Origin of the sequence: Nostoc sp. DedQUE09, assembly GCF_034530915.1 — a bacterium.
Lineage (GTDB): Bacteria > Cyanobacteriota > Cyanobacteriia > Cyanobacteriales > Nostocaceae > Nostoc.
On record NZ_JAVRCE010000109.1, the window covers coordinates 1 to 15,358 of the forward strand.

Here is a 15,358-nt window from a genome sequence, read left to right on the forward strand (position 1 = left end):
AGCTTACTTGACAACTCTTGAGAAACTACTTGTCTAGCAAACTTTGCGGTTATAGAAAAAAACTGCCTCAATACCTAGAGGTAATAAAAAAACACATCATCCCAGCAATAGATCAATCAAAAAGCGTTAGATACTGGTGTGGCGATGAAAGTCGCGTGGGATTAAAGACAGAACCAGGAAGACTGATTACGCTCCGTGGTGTGAAGCCTTTGGGTACTATGCAGTGGAAACGAGAAAATTTCTATTTATACGGCTTAGTAGAACCACTAACCGGAGAGTATTATATTTGGGAATTCTCTCATCTCAAGACAGCCTGTTTCAATATTTTTTTAGAACAGTTTGCGACTACATATTCTGAAGATATACATATTCTTCAGCTAGATAATGGTGCTTTTCATTTAAGCCAGACTCTTCAGATAAGTAAGCCGTGGTGAAAATTTAAAACTATGTAACAAATAATTAAGCAGAAGAATTTGAGTTAAATTTTACACGTTGTGTACTGTAGTTTCCTTTTTCTCCTCTTGTTTGAACTCCATTAATGACAGCATAGGCAATGGTAGTACTCATCCTCAAAAGTTTTCGAGGCAAGTTCATCTTTTTTGAGGTGTTGCCACTCCAATTCAATTGGATTCATCTCAGAACAATATTTGGGTAAAAAGAAGATGTACAAACCCATGTCTTCCCACTTTGACCATAATTGAATAACTTCTTTACACCGATGTATCGGGCCGTTGTCTTGAACAATTACTCTGACACGTCCTGATTTTTGGGCTTCAAGTGCTTCAATCTCCATCATTTGGATATAGGATTTGCGCGAAACGCCGCCAATCACCAAACCGTACACAAAACTAATTAGGGGTTGAAGAAACCCAATAATACTTAACCTTCGTCCCCTACGTTTACTCTGCTCCAAGCGTTTTTGCTGACCTCGGAAGTAATAACTGTAACTCGGTTCGCTCCAAGCACAAAATCCTGATTCATCCAAATACTTTAAATCTATTTCGCCAACAGCCGCAGATAATTCCAGCATTTCTAAGTCAGCCTGTTTAATGTGCTGTACTACTGGATCTTGTTTCCCCTTATGGCAAATTCAAAGTTCCTTTCCAAATGACCCCCTTTTTTTTAGTACCTGTCAAAACCTATCAGGACTTAATTTTACGGAGCGTTCTTGTTCTAATTTTTGAGTTAACTGAACACTGTTATATGTACGTGGCTCAAGCTCCAAACATTCTTCTAAGAAAACCATGTCAGCTTCCACCCACCTTGATTTTCCTCCCCGCCCTGGTTTCTCCCAAAGCCCCTCTAAGCCTAACTTTTCCCATCTATGCAACACTTCTCTGACTGTTTGGGCAGTCCAGTTAAAATGTGCTGCTATCTTCTCTACATACCAACCATGTGCGCTCAATCTAATCACTTCGGCTCTGTCTTTCACCTTCTGAGGTACATCTGCCGTTCTCAGGTTCAGAAGAGTTTTATCTTGCTCTCTAGTCAGAAATACCCTTAAACGACTGCCCATATCGCTGTTACCTTTGTAGACACTTTGTACGTATTTACTTATCTTTACATAGTTTGGTTTTTTCACCTCGTTCTACTTATCTCATTCCGGTGTTTAGTAAAGCTCTGCTTCAGCAACAATTACAGTAACTGCTGTTGAAGTTCCAGAGTTGACAGAGGATGAACAGCGCGATCGCCTACATTTAGAGCGGCGTGTGGAAAAAGCAGTTTTTGAAGCTGGTAAGGCGTTGATGGAATTACGCGATCGTCGGCTTTATCGTTCAACGCACGGCACTTTTGAAGAGTATTGTAAGGATAGGTTTGGATTTCAACGCCGTCATCCTTATAGATTAATTGAAGCTTCGGCTGTGTTTGATAACCTGATGAAAATGTGTCCCAATGGGACACAAACTGAAACTGAGACTGAAACTGAATCGAGTGACGGTGAAATGTGTCCCAATGGTAGACAAACTGAAAATGACCAAATGTGTTCCATTGGGACACAAATTTTGCCCACGAGTGAACGCCAGGTTAGACCAATAACAAAACTGGAACCTCAACAGCAATGGGAAGTATGGCAGACGGCGGTGGAAGAAGCCGGAGGTCAGGTACCATCTGCTAGAGTTGTAGGCGATGTAGTACAACGGATCATGGAGCGAACGAAAGTACCCAACACCTACCAGTTAGGCGAAGTCTGCCAAATCCTTGTCAAAGACAACCTGGAACTCAGAGGAAAGGGTGGGTGTTGGGCAATTGTCAGCGCAGTGAATGACTTTAGTTGCACTGTGAGGATGTGGGATGGTGAGTAAACGATTGGGTTGCAATACCTGAAGTCTTTCAACTACCTGCCTGCCGAATGTCAACAGGTTCGAGAGATTAGCGATCGCATCAGTAGAATATATTCTGATTCGCTGGAGGAGACAGTTAAAAGTCTGTTGCAGTTGTTGGGGAAGCTGAATCGACCCTATCTTACTACGGTGGAGGAAAAGTTGTTGACTGTTTTGGAGGTAGAATAGCAAGCCGCAAAGGGTTTACGCATTTCGCTAGTGTATTTTAGTGTATTGGAAGAGTCGGTGTAAAAGTCAGCGAAAAAGCTCCTCAACGAGCAATTCTGTTTGCCACTTGGTCTAGTCCCCCTTGATGCAGGATGATACGCACAGGCTTGCCTGTCTCATTTACCACAAATGTCAGTTGAGCATCGACTATTTTGAGAAAAAACTCGGTTGCCGACTCTGGAAAAATCTCTACCTGTTTCTGTCCGGTTAATTGAGCAAAAAGGCGTTGAGCCTCGGTCGTCACTGTCAAGACAACCTCGGGAGCAAGTTGATAATCTCCCACATAAGCCTCATAAATGGCGGGATCAAGCACAATCACCTGACGTTGTTTAGGCAATTCATACGGCTTACTAAACAAAATTGCAGCTAAATCGTTGCTAATCCTGGCGACTGGGGCTGTCTCTAAATTACTCAGAACAATAATTATTACTCGTTCATCAAGAAATCTGGCAATGCTGGTGGTGAAACCGTCAATCCGTCCACCATGAGCCACGCGATCGCGTTCATAAGGACGATCAATCACCCAGCCATAACTGTAGTAAGCATTGCCATCTTCTTCACCCATTCCCGCAGTAGGCGAAAACATCGAGTGCCGAGAGGACTCGCTTAAAATGATATCGCTGTAAAGAGCTTGATCCCACTTGTAAAGGTCTTCAATAGTGGAGTACAATGCTCCAGCCCCGGATGGAATGGACATATCCAGAAATTCAGCATTCTGATAGCCTGTTGACAAGGGTGTATAGCCAGAAGCCCGGTGAGACAATATCGGCTCTGGTCGGTCATATCCGGAACTATTCATCTCCAGTGGTTCAAGGATATGTTGCTGCAAGTAGTCAGCATAGGACTGGACGGAAAGGGTTTCAATCAGCTTCGTTAATACTACGTAACCAGAATTGCTGTAACTGTAGCGATCGCCCGGTGTAAATTCTAGTGGTCGCTGGTTGAACCAGTTAATGACTTCATCAACGGTCATAGCTGTCCGTTTGTTTTGAGCATAGTCAGGAAAGCTTGTGTAGTTGGGAATTCCAGCAGTATGGGTGAGCAGGTGATGAACGGTAATTTGTTCCCCTTGAGGGTAATAGGGCAAGTAGGTTGAAATAGAGTCATTTACCTGTAACAAGCCTTGCTCTTGGAGTTGCAAAACTGCTGTGGCTGTGAATTGCTTGGTGATAGAACCGAGACGGAATTTGGTTTGAGGTGTGTTAGCAATTCCATGTTCTAGGTTTGCCATTCCATAGCCCTGATTCAACAGTACCTCATCTGCACGAGCAACCAGTACAGACCCCATGAAAAAACCAGTTTCTAGATAAGCTTGAAGATATGCTGTCATTTCGTCAGCAACACTCTGGCTATTTGATTGGTTTGAAGTCACCATAAAAACTTATCCAATTCAGTTTCAACTGGAGAACAGGACACTGCTCATCCATTTATTTTATCAGGCGCGATTTAACAATACTTTGGACAGTTTTTAAGGAACTTGTCAAAGTGTTGGTGCATAGTAGTTGCTGTTCATGACTTTAGTTGCACTGTGAGAATGCGGGATAGCGAACATACGGTTGGGTTGCAGCACCTCAAATCTTACAACTACCTGCCTGCCGAGTGTGAGCAGATCCAGTCTTTAAGCGATCGCATTAATCGAGTGTATTCCGATTCGCTGGAGGAGACAGTCAAAAGTCTGTTGCAGTTATTGGGGAAGCTGAATCGATCCTATCTTACTGCGGTGGAAGAAAAGCTGTTGAGTGTTTTGGAGTCTGAGTATGGGGAAAAATAACCCCTTCAACGGCTAATGCCCACACTGGATTGCATCAAACCCTTTACGAACTGCGGCATGGTTCGGTGAGTGAGGCGAAGCAACTACTAGGGTGAGAACATCTGGTAGTGTTACTCGCTCCATAACTCACGAGTGGCATATATTATTGAGGTTGATTGTAACAGTATGTAGAACAACCAGTATAAAACTTTACATAATATATTAAAATCTGCCAAGTGTTGTCACAACAACACTTCCTTGGAACCGATACCTCGTTAATCGCCCGAAGGCGATCAGCCGAAGGTGCGGTTCAACTCCGCAGTTATGCGGCTTCAGGCTACTGCTGAGACAGTACTTGGAAGAGATTCGGTGAGATGCTTGATCTCTAACGGTTCACGGATTATCACGATTTGACTACCATTGCGTTGTCCTTTGCACCAAACCGAGAAATGCTTTGATGACTGGAGAGGTATCATGCTGCCGCCAAGCTAGATAAAGTCCGGTTTTAGGGTTCTGTTCTTGTAGGGGTCTATAAATGACTCCGCTTCTGTGGAAGTTTTGCAAGGAGGCAGGAACGATCGCAATGCCCAGTCCTGCTGCAACTAAACCGATGATCGTGTGCATCTGAACTGCTTCTTGTGCCACTTTTGGACGAAATCCAGCTTGTTGACAAAGGTGAATAATCTGCTCATAAAAAACTGGTCCCATTTTGGCAGGAAATAGGATGAATGATTCTGAAGCCAATGTAGAGAGCGACACTTGAGGATGGGCAGACAACCGATGGGTTTCGGGCAACGCTAAGACCAATGATTCTGGCAAAAGGCACTCCACGCTCAAACCAGGTTCGCTAACGGCAGAACGAACAATGCCGATATCAACCTGTTTATGGTGCAGCGCTTGAATCTGTTGAGCCGTCGTTAGTTCATACAATTGCAGTTCGACGGCTGGAAATTGCTCTCGAAAGACCCTTAACATCTCTGGTAGTACCGTATACATTGCAGAGTCAACAAATCCAATCGCCAACCGTCCCACCTCACCGCGCCCAATTTGTTGGGTGAGTGCGATCGCTTGTTCAAGTTGCCCTAACACCAGATAAGAGCGCTCTAAAAACACTTTGCCAGCTTCAGTCAACTGCACTTGTCGCTTCGTTCTCTCAAACAGTTTGACTCCGAGTTCATCTTCTAAACTGCGAATCTGCTGACTTAGCGGGGGTTGAGAAATGCACAACCGTTCTGCGGCTCGACTAAAGTGAAGTTCCTCAGCGACCGCAATGAAATAGTGCAGATGCCGTAGTTCGACCATACTTATATGTTGAAGCTATTAATCCTAGTCTTATATATATTGGACAGTTCTATTGCTGTCTCCTATCGTTAGAAGTATGAAGCGTATCTCATCACTTTTGAATTGGAGAAAGCAAATGAACTTAGATAAAAATCGTCTCACTTCTAAGGTTTGGTTAATTACAGGCTGCTCAACTGGATTCGGACGTGCGCTAGCAGAAGCCGTGTTAAAAAAGGGCAATTGCCTGCTAGCGACGGCTCGTAAACCCGAACAACTTCGCGCTTTGATTGATCAATATCCAAACACTGCAAAAGCTGTGCGTTTAGATGTGACTCTATCTCAAGAGAGGCAAGCCGCGGTTGACGCAGCAATCCAAACATTCGGTCGAATTGATGTACTCGTGAATAATGCAGGCTATGGATTGATTGGCGCACTCGAAGAAGTCAGTGATTCTGATATTCGTCAGGCATTTGAAACTAACTTCTTTGGGGCAGTTCATCTCACCCAAACGGTTTTACCTCTGATGCGTCAGCAAGGTAGGGGACACATTGTAAATATGTCATCGACGGCAGGATTAGTCGGGTTTGGTGGAAGTAGCATCTACTGTGCGACTAAATTTGCCGTAGAAGGGATGTCTGAAGCCCTGGCGAAAGAAGTCGAATCCTTTGGCATCAAAATCACCTTAATTGAACCTGGAGCATTTCGGACAAACTTTAATGGGCGATCGCTCTCCACTGCCGAACAAGTAGTTAATGCTTATGATTCTGTGAGTCGTGCTTCCTTGCAGTGGTTTAAAGACATGGATGGTCAACAACCTGGTAATCCAGCCAAAGCAGCACAAGCAATCATTCAAGCTGTAGAAAGCCCCAATCCACCGATGCGACTAGCATTAGGCACGGATGCGATGAGCCTGATTCAGGACAAACTGGAATCGGTCAAAACGGGTTTAGAGGATTGGCAGCAAGTCACGGTGAGTACGGACTATGCAGACAGTCAAGCGATCGCGAGGTAGCTATCTGTATCGTCGTTGGTCGCTGACGGAACAAGCGAAATACTCCAAATAGAGGGTTATCTATGATTCACACCAAGACATTTCTGCTGATTGCTACGCTAGCGATGGTCTTCATTGTCATGAGCAGCACAGTTGGACTTTCACAAACTTCCAGCAAAGGAGATAAAACGACAGCCAGTGTCATCCACCAACTGCGGATCTACGAGATTTTTGACAACAATAAAAAGGCGTTTCACGAACGATTCCACGATCATGCGATGCAGATCATGGCGCGATACGGCTTCAAGATTGTAGCAACCTGGGAATCTCAGCACAATAACCGCACGGAGTTAGTCTATTTGCTGGAGTGGTCTGACCTAGAAACGATGAAGGAGCAGTGGGCAAAGTTCATGGCGGATCAAGAGTGGTCAGAGATCAAGAAGGTGACGGCTGAAGCGCATGGTTTGCTCGTTGGGGACATTGAGGATCGGACATTAGCGTTGACAGACTACTCACCAAGCAGACGACTGGCAAACTAAAATTCAGAATTTAAGTCAGGAGAAAGTTCAGTTTCAGCAACAACTCAACGGCTCCGCACAAAGCTGAAGTTGATCGATTTCCAGTAAGTTGATCGTCGTAGAGACGCAGTAGAATAACGCAGTGGAGCGGACGGTAGAGAGCCTTTGTGCTACATTCTAGTTCACTCGCTACCGCTCACTTTAGCCGTTGGGCTGCTTTCTTGTTTTAATAACATTCGTATTGGATGGTGAATAATTATGAGTTCAAATCAGCAGTTTCTGCAAAATTTATACGAAGCCTTCAACAAAGGCGAGCTTGAAACAATCATCTCGGTGATGCACCCAGACGTGAAATGGGCCAATGGGGTCGAAGGCGGTTTCGTTTATGGACGCGACGCGGTGCGCGAATACTGGACTAATCAATATAAGGTTATTCAAGTGCAGCTTGAAACCTTAAAATTCGAGACGGATGAAAACAATCGAAATGTTGTTACCGTTCATCAAATCGTCAGAGATTTGCAAGGCAATTTGCTCGCGGATGCAACAATTGAGCAAATCTTTACTATTGAGAATAGTTTGATTAGTCTTTATGAAATTGGCGAAACCGAAACAATCCAAGAGATGATTCAAAAGACGAAAAACAAAAATGAGTAATCGGAAAGGCAGTTACAATTCGAGCCGTTGCTTTTACCGTTTGCAATGAACAGGGGTTAGTGACTTCGGTCAGATTCTGTACAAGCACTTCACCGCTATTTGCTCCCATCGCAGCCCAACAATCCGCTTGCACCCGACCGTTTAGAGCCTTTTCGTTGAGTCCGAGAGGTTACTGGCGGCGGATGAACTGGGTCGTTATGCTGTCTATGCTTGAGCTTGTGGCGATAGATTGAAAACTGTTTGTAAGTGTTCAAGATCAAGTGAGGTCATAATGAAGATTCGCTGTACAAATGTATGGGTTTTTCAAAATGGAGCGTACCAGAGTACCAAATACCTACCACTTGGGCGAAGTATGCCAAATCCTTGCTAAGGATAGCCCAGAACTCAGGGGCAAGGGTGGGTGTTGGTGTGAGGTAAAGGTTATTTGCAGCCGCTCAAGCGAACCGTTAGCAGCAGTTACGATGCACTTCAACAGACTAAGGACAAGCAACTAAATCGAAATTACAATCATTACGAGACAAAGTAATCATGGAATTCAACCCAAACAACAATGTTGTTAAACTCTGTCTTCAAGGTATGGGCATGGAAGAAAAAGGCAAACCAGAAGAAGCAAGTAAACTATTTCTTCAAGCCTGGAACGAAGCGACATACGACTTTGAAAAATTTATTTCAGCCCATTATGTAGCTCGATATCAGAAAAATATTTCTGACAAATTAAAATGGCTCGAAACGGCTTTGCAGTTTGCATTAAAAATAAATAACAACACTGTTAAGAGTGCAATACCTTCTCTATATTCAAACATTGCCAAATGCTATGAGGACTTAAGCGACCCTGACAAGGCAAGAAAGAATTATGAATTAGCAACTTCGTTTAAGGATAAACCTTCTGACAAAGGCCCCTTTTATCATGGAACGAAAGCAGATTTGCAGGTTGGCGATTTGCTGACAGCAGGAGGCAGTTCTAATTACAAACTTGAACTCAAAATGAATCACATTTATTTCACAGCCCTTGTCAATGGAGCGGGACTAGCTGCTGCATTAGCAAAAGGTGATAACCGTGAACGTGTTTATATCGTTGAACCAACAGGAGAGTTTGAAAATGACCCGAATGTTACAGACAAAAAATTTCCCGGCAATCCGACACGCTCATATCGCTCCCAAGCACCATTAAAAATCGTTGGCGAAGTCACAGATTGGGTGAGACAAACACCTGAAGAACTCCAAAAATGGCGTGAAAAGTTGGCCAATAACAAAGGAGAAATTATTAATTAATTTCTAAGATTCTCACACCTGCTCACCGATTGAAACAAGTCCAGCTGATTACTTAGGGTTAAAAGCGGTTGTTGGGCGATCGTTACCGTCGTTCATGACTTCAGTTGCACTGTCAGGCTTTGGAATGGCGAATGTACTGTTGGGGTGAAGTATTTGAAATCTTATGAATACTTGCCGCAGGAGTGCGAACAGATGGAATCACTTTGCGATGCCTACGGCGGGCTACGCCTACGCATTAGTCGGGTGTATTCTGGTGGGCTGGAGGAATCGGTGCAGAAGTTTTTGGAATCGTTGGGAAAGCTGAAGCGGGCTTATTTACCTCAGTTGGAGGAGAAGGTGTTGAGGGTGCTGGAGTTAGAAATTCACAGGGCGAACGCTTGTTAATTTGTATTCGAGATAAGGTAAAGGTATGACTCAAGAGGTTTCAACACCGTTGAGCCAAGGGTGGCTATCATGTCCGTCGAGGACAACTCCGTAATGGCTGTGGTTTCGGTCGCAACACAGAAGATACTCATGTTTGTCTGACCAGCATCCAATACTCAACCAAAAGCCAGAATCCATCGGTGGTTCATCTTCTTCCACCTCGCTTACAAACAACCGAAAGTTATTCTCGGTGGCTGTAGTAACTGTCTGTGCGTCAAATAGAACCCATTCTAAGCTAAACGGCCATTTCCAACCGCCGCCTATAAGTTGCATGAAGACTTCATAATCCTTGGGGACTGAAAAACGCGCTGCTACAGATTCATATCCATAATGATTGGCAAAGAGTGTCTGTAGTGACTGGGCGCATATCAACCAAGATGTTTGTAATGCGGTAGGTTCGATATCCTCAATAGTCCGAACTAATGGCCCCGATCTGGCACAAAAGCTTTTGGCTACTTGCGACCAAGCTTCTCGTAATTGTGATTCCAGGTACACGAATAACTCTCCAACAATTACAATATTTGATTATACGACTCGTGTTTAGACTGTTGAATTTAAACTTACTTAACTGCTGTACATAGTGCTGTGAGCGATCGCCAAATGAGTTTAATTCACAAACAGTAATTGCAGATAGACTTTCATCACTACAGAACGCTCATACATATAGCTTAGTCAATTAACCACTGTGATAATAAGTGAGACATAAATGCTAGCCACAAAAAGCTAAATAGTAATATCCACACTAGTAGTGTACCAACCCAAAATTGCTACGTGGAGGTAAGCAAGGGAGCAGGGGAGCAAGGGAGCAGGGGAGCAGGGTAGAAACTTGCAGTAAGTCTTTCCCCCCTGCCCCTCTGCCCCTCCGCTCCTCTGCTGACCACAACGCAAAGTTTCCTTGGCAGACTACTAGTACCATTAACGTCAAACGCAACCATTGAGTGTTTTGGTTGAGTCCCCATTTTTGCCAAGCAATGAACGTAAGATTGCTAGAAAGTAAAAAAGCTAAAATATTAGCTCCCCATAACCAATGTGACTCTGTGATTCCTCTCATCCAGGGAACTAATGAACCTCCGTTGCCGCTATTTGGTTGAAAAGTTGGTTCTCGTAATGGGGAAACTAAGTATACAAAAATTCCACTAGCTATAGTCAAAATCAGCAAAAACATCAAACTGATAATAGATTTGTGTTGAATTTTGGAAAAAAGCACTCAGGCTCACCTTTTGCCAATTTGTTTACCTGGCTTGATTTTAACTAATCATTGGTAAATATAAACTGTCAGAGTAACCTAAAAATTCGAGAGGTGAAGCCCATTCAAATGAGACGCTGCCAAGGTTCACCGTACTGTTGATAGCCTACTCGCACCGAAGGCAGAAATCATCCGCTCGTTACCCACCCAAGTATCACAAAACACTCTCCAAACCCCTACTTCTTGTAATATACGTGTTCCTTGTGACAAAAGATTGTTTGCTCCCACCCTGCCCTCGGTACTCTGAAAGTACACCAATATCGTAGATAGTTCCTTTCTCTTTGTCTTCTTTGGCACATCCTGTAAAGATAACCAGAAGCACAAACCCTACAATGTCGCCATTTTGATTAATTCCAAATTGCCACCAGTCATCTTGATACCAGAAGTCATCCTTGGCTGAATAGAGATGCCCAACTGATAACTTAAGCAGGCTAACAGTTGCGGTCAGCGGATGCAAATAATCTCGAACTAAGCACAGAAGTTTCTTCATTCCGCTGCAACGCACTTGTTAGGCGGATTTCTGCTCGAACCGATTCAGACGCGCAATCAGGTTCTGACCACTTATTTCAAAGAATACTCGATTGCCTTCTGTTTTCACCTCATAAAACCCCAATTTCTGATGCAATGAGAGTGATTTAGTATTCCCTTCATGTGCACAAGAGTTGATGATTAATGTTGGAGCATTCCGTAACCTCTGACATACCTTAGACAAGAGACGAGCTAGGATTGTACTACCCTGATAATCGGGATGAATTTGAAGTGATTGCACATTACAGTTATTGCCTGTGATGTGAAATTCTAAATAAGCTGCCAAACGATTTTTCTGACATACTGTAATTATTTCAGAACCAGCCTCAACCTCAGATACTAGCCGAGTACGTCGAAAGGCTGGGTCAAACGTTCCACCTGCTGCCTCGATAATTAAAGACATATTGAGCCGATTTAATTCTACGAGCGCATCGAGCGAGATAGTCATACTTGATATTTTTCTGAGTGCAATCAATAATTTAACTAATCTGTTTTACTCTGGCATTTCTATTGTTAACTATTAAACTTACTAGCTGCGTAGTACTTAACAACAAGTCATAGTCCAGCTATCCTGTTATAATCCCAAACTGCCGCATCATCGAGAGCAATTCCAAAGCTTCCTCATCCGCCATATACACAACCCCACCTGACATCGCTAGCACAAAAGGAGAAGGAGGAATTATGACAAACGCTCTGCCGCCGTCAGATATCAGCGCAAGATTTGATAACATTGATACTCGTTTAGAAGAAATCGGTGATGAACTAGATTTGCTTCGTACCGTACAGAATGCTAATAGGCGAGAAACAAGGGGAAATTCCCAAACAATTGCGCGGTTAGAGCGTACTATCAGAGAACTGGCGGACATTGCCCGTCTACATACTGAAGCACTGCGGGTGGCTCAAAGAGATGCAGAACGCGATCACGCTGTTTTTCAGGAGGAGATTCGACGGATTTGGGAATACCTGCGCGACCGCACCGGCGGCAGCAGTACACCCAATTGAGATTCATCAGAGAGCAGGCGTGTATTTTCATATACTAAAATGCTTTCTCACGGGCTAAGTTTTTGAACTTGGTAAACTGATGGTCAAATAAAAGCTTGACTGTACCAGTGGGGCCATTGCGTTGGTTGCGAACAACTAACTCAGCAATGCCACGATCTGGGGTATCGGGGTTGTACATTTCTTCGCGGTAAAGCATGATCACAACATCACTGTCTTGCTCAACAGCACCACTGTCTTTTAAATCACTTAGTACAGGGCGTTTATCGTTACGGTGTTCAACTTCGCGGTTGAGTTGGGATAAAGCCAGTACAGGCACATCCAAATCTTTGGCTAATCTTTTTAATCCCTGGCTGATTTCACCGACTCGTTGAGCCATGTTCACCCGTGAATCAGTATCAAGAGCCATAAGCTGTAAGTAGTCAATGATGACAAGCCCAACACCACCGTAATGGGATGAAATTCGGCGGACTTGGCTACGGATTTGATTAAGAGAAGGGCAAGATTCGTCGTTGATGAAAATCTGTTGTTCGCTTAATTTGGCGATCGCCACGCTCAAGGGTTGCCACTGGCTTTCATTCACATTCCCAGTTTCTAGAAAATTGTTTTCAATGCCAGATTCGCTGCTTAAGAATCGCTGTACATACTCGTCAGTAGACATTTCCAAGCTGAAAACGCAAATAGGCATCTTCCCAGTTTTGGCAACATTAAGAGCGAGATTACCAGCCAAAGCGGATTTACCAACAGAAGGACGAGCAGCCAGTACATACAACCGTCCTTTGCGAAAACCACCGCCGAGTATACTGTCCAGGTGATAAAATCCAGTCCTTGCTGCTGGTGAGCCTGTACCAGCATGACGCGCTTCAATTTCGGTAAAAGTGTCGGCTAGGGCATGAGAAATATGAACCAAGTCAGAGGCAGAATGCTCAGACGTAATGCCGTAGACTTTTTGTTCGGCTTCGTCAAGAATTACAGGTAAATCAGTTTCGGTGGCATAGGCCAATACAGTTCAGTTAGTGCCAAAAACCTTGAAATGTGTAGGTTGGGTTGAGAAACGAAACCCAACATTTTCAGGGCTTTGTTGGGTTGCGCTTTGCTTAACCCAACCTACAATTTTCTTTAACTGAACCGTATTGTGGCATAGGCGAGTTGAACAATCTCAGTGCCAACAAGGATTAACTGCCGCCTTTGGTATTTTTCCATTACCAAGTCAGCTAAAGCATCAATGTTCACAGCTGACACAGTACGGTCAACCAGACTGGCCAGTTTATTGCGTCCACCGATACGGAACAATAAACCATTATCAGACAACCAGTTGGTGATGCAAAGCAAGTCTGTTGGTAATCCTTGGCTATACAGTCGTAGGGGCTTGATAAATGTCTTTGTGGGCATTGATATTGATGTAAAAAGCATCTGTCACCAAGCGATCGCTGATTCGGCTCATGGCACTTGGGTCGAGCATGATGCCACCGAGTATCACTTCTTCAGCCTCAACGCTTTGTGGAGGTAAGCGGTCTTGTTGTGATGTGAAGTTTGATTTGTCTTGTGTCATAGTTCACCTCATTTGAAAATTTTGATTTCTAGAAAATCTAGATTCCATATTGTTCATGCAGCTTGCGGATGTAAGTACACATACATTTGAGTATGTGTAAGTTTTAACCAATCTAACCATTTGAGTGTTGCACCTGGGTTTTGTTGGTCATAACGGCTGCTGAAAGAAGCGATCGCTTTGTCCTTGCCAACTTCATCCATGCGGTCTAGAAGTTCAGAGAATGTGGCTTTATGCCAATCAAGAGAACGATTTGAGTAGTAACCGATGGGTTGTGTTTCATCCAGTTTTTGTTGTGTTGTTGGTTCTGGTATTGCTGAGGGTTTTACAACTTGTGACCAATAGCCCAGTAATTCTTCTAGTCCGGCTTTAGAGCCTTCTAAGTTATTAATTGACTTGATGACAGTGGGGATTTTCTCTTGCCAAGATTCACGCTCACTCCACTTAGCCCTCTGTTTTGCGATCAACTCCACCAGTCGGCGATCACAGGTTTGGTAAATCTTGTCCCTGGTAGCGGTACGCCAGGGGAAACGCCAACCACGCATTTTGATTTCTGTCCTGTAAGTAGGTAGGTGCGAAAAAACCCAATTATGTAAAGATAAGTAAATTTAGAACGTGAGCGCAATGTGCAACTGAGTCCTGACAGATTAAGACGGGTACTCAAAAAAAGGGGGTCAATTGGAAGCGCACCAGAAAGAGCCATAAAGGAAAACAAGACCCCGTAGTACGCGATCGCAAGCAAGCAGACTTAGATATGTTGGAACTAGCGTCTGCAACTGGAGAAATGGACTTAAAGTATTTGGATGAATCAGGGTTTTGTGTATGGAGTGAACCAAGTTACACCTATTACTTCAGAGGTGAGCAAAAACGTTTAGAACAAAACAAACGTCGCAGTCGTAGATTAAGCATTATTGGATTCCTCCAACCTTTAATCAGTTTTGTTTACGGTTTGGTGATCGGGGGCGTTAACCGCAAGTCTTATATCCAAATGATGGAGCAAGAAGCAGTTGATGCCCAAAGGACGAGACGTATTAGGGTAATTGTGCAGGATAACGGGCCGATACATCGATGCCTTGAGGTGCAAAAGTTATGGTCAAAATAGGAGAGTATGGGTTTATATATCTTTTTTTTGCCCAAATATTGCTCCGAGATGAACCCAATTGAATTGGAGTGGCAGCACCTTAAAAAAGATGAACTATGTGGGCAAATATTTGATGATGAGTACTACCATTGCTTACGCCGTGATTGATGGCGTTAAAGCTAGGGGAGAAAAAGGCAAATACAGTACAAAACGTATTAAATTTAACTTTAGTCGTTCTGGTTAAGCTTTCGTTACATAGTTAGAAATTTTCTCGCCCACCTACTTAGAAGCGGTTATTGTTGTCTATATAAAGTGGCTGTCACCTTTACTACCATCGATTTGGACGCGGGAATATTATCGCTAAATATTTCTGTGTAACGAAGTTTTTCCGCAACAAAAAATTTACAGAAAACAATACACACTCCTCTTAAAGATTAATTGAAGCTTTTGCTGTATTTAATCGCCTCCAAAGATATTGTAATTGGATAAAATTTAGGCAAGCGATTAAAATCGAGAT

Annotated in this window: 18 protein-coding genes and 4 pseudogenes; 12 read left to right on the forward strand and 10 right to left on the reverse strand. The window is 43.6% G+C overall.

The annotated features are described in order from the left end of the window. Nucleotides 1-29: 29 nt before the first annotated feature. Complete coding sequence (locus RMY27_RS34325) at nucleotides 30-434, forward strand: transposase (protein ID WP_322669271.1); 405 nt, start codon at nucleotides 30-32, stop codon at nucleotides 432-434. 101 nt (nucleotides 435-535) lie between these two features. Here RMY27_RS34325 and RMY27_RS34330 read toward each other — a convergent pair. After that, nucleotides 536-1,516 (reverse strand): annotated as a pseudogene (locus RMY27_RS34330) (IS630 family transposase). 118 nt (nucleotides 1,517-1,634) lie between these two features. Between RMY27_RS34330 and RMY27_RS35695 the strand changes: the two are divergent. Together RMY27_RS35695 and RMY27_RS34340 are read left to right on the forward strand one after the other, a co-directional pair. Further along, nucleotides 1,635-2,060: pseudogene (locus RMY27_RS35695) on the forward strand (hypothetical protein); the annotation flags it as partial. Nucleotides 2,061-2,312: 252 nt separating this feature from the next. Then, complete coding sequence (locus RMY27_RS34340) at nucleotides 2,313-2,510, forward strand: hypothetical protein (protein WP_322669273.1); 198 nt, start codon at nucleotides 2,313-2,315, stop codon at nucleotides 2,508-2,510. A gap of 82 nt (nucleotides 2,511-2,592) precedes the next feature. On the opposite strand, the gene RMY27_RS34345 is transcribed toward RMY27_RS34340, so the two are convergent. Then, nucleotides 2,593-3,924, reverse strand: coding sequence for a serine hydrolase (locus tag RMY27_RS34345; RefSeq protein ID WP_322669274.1), 1,332 nt, complete (start codon nucleotides 3,922-3,924; stop codon nucleotides 2,593-2,595). A 159-nt stretch (nucleotides 3,925-4,083) separates the two neighbouring features. On the opposite strand from RMY27_RS34345, the gene RMY27_RS34350 reads away from it, so the two are divergent. Next, entirely contained in the window at nucleotides 4,084-4,320 is a 237-nt protein-coding gene (locus RMY27_RS34350) for a hypothetical protein (RefSeq protein ID WP_322669275.1), read from the forward strand. 393 nt (nucleotides 4,321-4,713) lie between these two features. Here the strand turns inward: RMY27_RS34350 and RMY27_RS34355 are convergent, their stop codons facing one another. Beyond that, on the reverse strand, nucleotides 4,714-5,601 hold the full coding sequence (locus RMY27_RS34355; protein WP_322669276.1) for a LysR family transcriptional regulator: 888 nt from the start codon (nucleotides 5,599-5,601) through the stop codon (nucleotides 4,714-4,716). A 115-nt stretch (nucleotides 5,602-5,716) separates the two neighbouring features. Here RMY27_RS34355 and RMY27_RS34360 point away from each other — a divergent pair, with 115 nt between their 5' ends. From RMY27_RS34360 to RMY27_RS34385, 5 genes are all read left to right on the forward strand, one after another. Next, nucleotides 5,717-6,592 (forward strand): oxidoreductase, encoded by an 876-nt coding sequence (locus tag RMY27_RS34360; protein WP_322669277.1) that lies wholly within the window; start codon nucleotides 5,717-5,719, stop codon nucleotides 6,590-6,592. Nucleotides 6,593-6,654: 62 nt separating this feature from the next. Beyond that, nucleotides 6,655-7,110 carry an NIPSNAP family protein gene (locus RMY27_RS34365; protein ID WP_322669278.1) on the forward strand — a complete coding sequence of 152 codons (456 nt, stop codon included), beginning with the start codon at nucleotides 6,655-6,657 and terminating at the stop codon, nucleotides 7,108-7,110. A gap of 237 nt (nucleotides 7,111-7,347) precedes the next feature. Beyond that, complete coding sequence (locus RMY27_RS34370; protein ID WP_322669279.1) at nucleotides 7,348-7,743, forward strand: nuclear transport factor 2 family protein; 396 nt, start codon at nucleotides 7,348-7,350, stop codon at nucleotides 7,741-7,743. A gap of 801 nt (nucleotides 7,744-8,544) precedes the next feature. Continuing rightward, nucleotides 8,545-9,015, forward strand: coding sequence for an NAD(+)--rifampin ADP-ribosyltransferase (arr, locus tag RMY27_RS35700; RefSeq protein ID WP_373529918.1), 471 nt, complete (start codon nucleotides 8,545-8,547; stop codon nucleotides 9,013-9,015). 192 nt (nucleotides 9,016-9,207) lie between these two features. Then, the gene (locus tag RMY27_RS34385) at nucleotides 9,208-9,399 is read left to right on the forward strand and encodes a hypothetical protein (protein ID WP_322669281.1); all 192 of its coding nucleotides are present in this window, start codon (nucleotides 9,208-9,210) and stop codon (nucleotides 9,397-9,399) included. A 30-nt stretch (nucleotides 9,400-9,429) separates the two neighbouring features. Here the strand turns inward: RMY27_RS34385 and RMY27_RS34390 are convergent, their stop codons facing one another. The 4 genes from RMY27_RS34390 to RMY27_RS34405 form a co-directional block, all read right to left on the reverse strand. Further along, a complete protein-coding gene (locus tag RMY27_RS34390; protein WP_322669282.1) occupies nucleotides 9,430-9,933 on the reverse strand; it encodes a hypothetical protein in 504 nt (167 codons plus the stop codon). A gap of 247 nt (nucleotides 9,934-10,180) precedes the next feature. After that, the gene (locus tag RMY27_RS34395; RefSeq protein WP_322669283.1) at nucleotides 10,181-10,645 is read right to left on the reverse strand and encodes a hypothetical protein; all 465 of its coding nucleotides are present in this window, start codon (nucleotides 10,643-10,645) and stop codon (nucleotides 10,181-10,183) included. Between the two features lie 193 nt (nucleotides 10,646-10,838). After that, complete coding sequence (locus RMY27_RS34400; protein WP_322669284.1) at nucleotides 10,839-11,174, reverse strand: GNAT family N-acetyltransferase; 336 nt, start codon at nucleotides 11,172-11,174, stop codon at nucleotides 10,839-10,841. An 18-nt stretch (nucleotides 11,175-11,192) separates the two neighbouring features. Beyond that, nucleotides 11,193-11,660, reverse strand: coding sequence for a GNAT family N-acetyltransferase (locus RMY27_RS34405; protein WP_322669285.1), 468 nt, complete (start codon nucleotides 11,658-11,660; stop codon nucleotides 11,193-11,195). A gap of 233 nt (nucleotides 11,661-11,893) precedes the next feature. Between RMY27_RS34405 and RMY27_RS34410 the strand changes: the two genes are divergently transcribed. After that, nucleotides 11,894-12,214 (forward strand): hypothetical protein, encoded by a 321-nt coding sequence (locus tag RMY27_RS34410; RefSeq protein ID WP_322669286.1) that lies wholly within the window; start codon nucleotides 11,894-11,896, stop codon nucleotides 12,212-12,214. Nucleotides 12,215-12,248: 34 nt separating this feature from the next. Here RMY27_RS34410 and dnaB read toward each other — a convergent pair whose 3' ends face one another. The 3 genes and pseudogenes from dnaB to RMY27_RS34425 form a co-directional block, all read right to left on the reverse strand. Further along, nucleotides 12,249-13,214 carry a replicative DNA helicase gene (gene dnaB, locus RMY27_RS34415; protein ID WP_322669287.1) on the reverse strand — a complete coding sequence of 322 codons (966 nt, stop codon included), beginning with the start codon at nucleotides 13,212-13,214 and terminating at the stop codon, nucleotides 12,249-12,251. 132 nt (nucleotides 13,215-13,346) lie between these two features. Next, nucleotides 13,347-13,763: pseudogene (locus tag RMY27_RS34420) on the reverse strand (DnaB-like helicase N-terminal domain-containing protein); the annotation flags it as partial. Nucleotides 13,764-13,816: 53 nt separating this feature from the next. Further along, entirely contained in the window at nucleotides 13,817-14,305 is a 489-nt protein-coding gene (locus tag RMY27_RS34425) for a hypothetical protein (protein ID WP_322669288.1), read from the reverse strand. 239 nt (nucleotides 14,306-14,544) lie between these two features. Between RMY27_RS34425 and RMY27_RS34430 the strand changes: the two are divergent. Together RMY27_RS34430 and RMY27_RS34435 are read left to right on the forward strand one after the other, a co-directional pair. Then, nucleotides 14,545-15,009: pseudogene (locus RMY27_RS34430) on the forward strand (transposase). Continuing rightward, on the forward strand, nucleotides 14,951-15,085 hold the full coding sequence (locus RMY27_RS34435; protein ID WP_322669289.1) for a hypothetical protein: 135 nt from the start codon (nucleotides 14,951-14,953) through the stop codon (nucleotides 15,083-15,085). The pseudogene RMY27_RS34430 and the gene RMY27_RS34435 overlap by 59 nt, the downstream one beginning before the upstream one ends. Nucleotides 15,086-15,358 lie beyond the last annotated feature (273 nt).

What these genes read in the sequence shown, in the direction of transcription:
- RMY27_RS34345 (WP_322669274.1), bottom strand. Translation starts at nt 3,924, where the DNA reads ATGGTGACTTCAAACCAATCAAATAGCCAGAGTGTTGCTGACGAAATG.
- RMY27_RS34425 (WP_322669288.1), bottom strand. Translation starts at nt 14,305, where the DNA reads ATGCGTGGTTGGCGTTTCCCCTGGCGTACCGCTACCAGGGACAAGATT.
- RMY27_RS34405 (WP_322669285.1), bottom strand. Translation starts at nt 11,660, where the DNA reads ATGACTATCTCGCTCGATGCGCTCGTAGAATTAAATCGGCTCAATATG.
- RMY27_RS34360 (WP_322669277.1), top strand. Translation starts at nt 5,717, where the DNA reads ATGAACTTAGATAAAAATCGTCTCACTTCTAAGGTTTGGTTAATTACA.
- RMY27_RS34400 (WP_322669284.1), bottom strand. Translation starts at nt 11,174, where the DNA reads ATGAAGAAACTTCTGTGCTTAGTTCGAGATTATTTGCATCCGCTGACC.
- RMY27_RS34370 (WP_322669279.1), top strand. Translation starts at nt 7,348, where the DNA reads ATGAGTTCAAATCAGCAGTTTCTGCAAAATTTATACGAAGCCTTCAAC.
- RMY27_RS34410 (WP_322669286.1), top strand. Translation starts at nt 11,894, where the DNA reads ATGACAAACGCTCTGCCGCCGTCAGATATCAGCGCAAGATTTGATAAC.
- RMY27_RS34435 (WP_322669289.1), top strand. Translation starts at nt 14,951, where the DNA reads ATGAACTATGTGGGCAAATATTTGATGATGAGTACTACCATTGCTTAC.
- RMY27_RS34385 (WP_322669281.1), top strand. Translation starts at nt 9,208, where the DNA reads ATGGAATCACTTTGCGATGCCTACGGCGGGCTACGCCTACGCATTAGT.
- RMY27_RS34365 (WP_322669278.1), top strand. Translation starts at nt 6,655, where the DNA reads ATGATTCACACCAAGACATTTCTGCTGATTGCTACGCTAGCGATGGTC.
- RMY27_RS34350 (WP_322669275.1), top strand. Translation starts at nt 4,084, where the DNA reads ATGCGGGATAGCGAACATACGGTTGGGTTGCAGCACCTCAAATCTTAC.
- RMY27_RS34355 (WP_322669276.1), bottom strand. Translation starts at nt 5,601, where the DNA reads ATGGTCGAACTACGGCATCTGCACTATTTCATTGCGGTCGCTGAGGAA.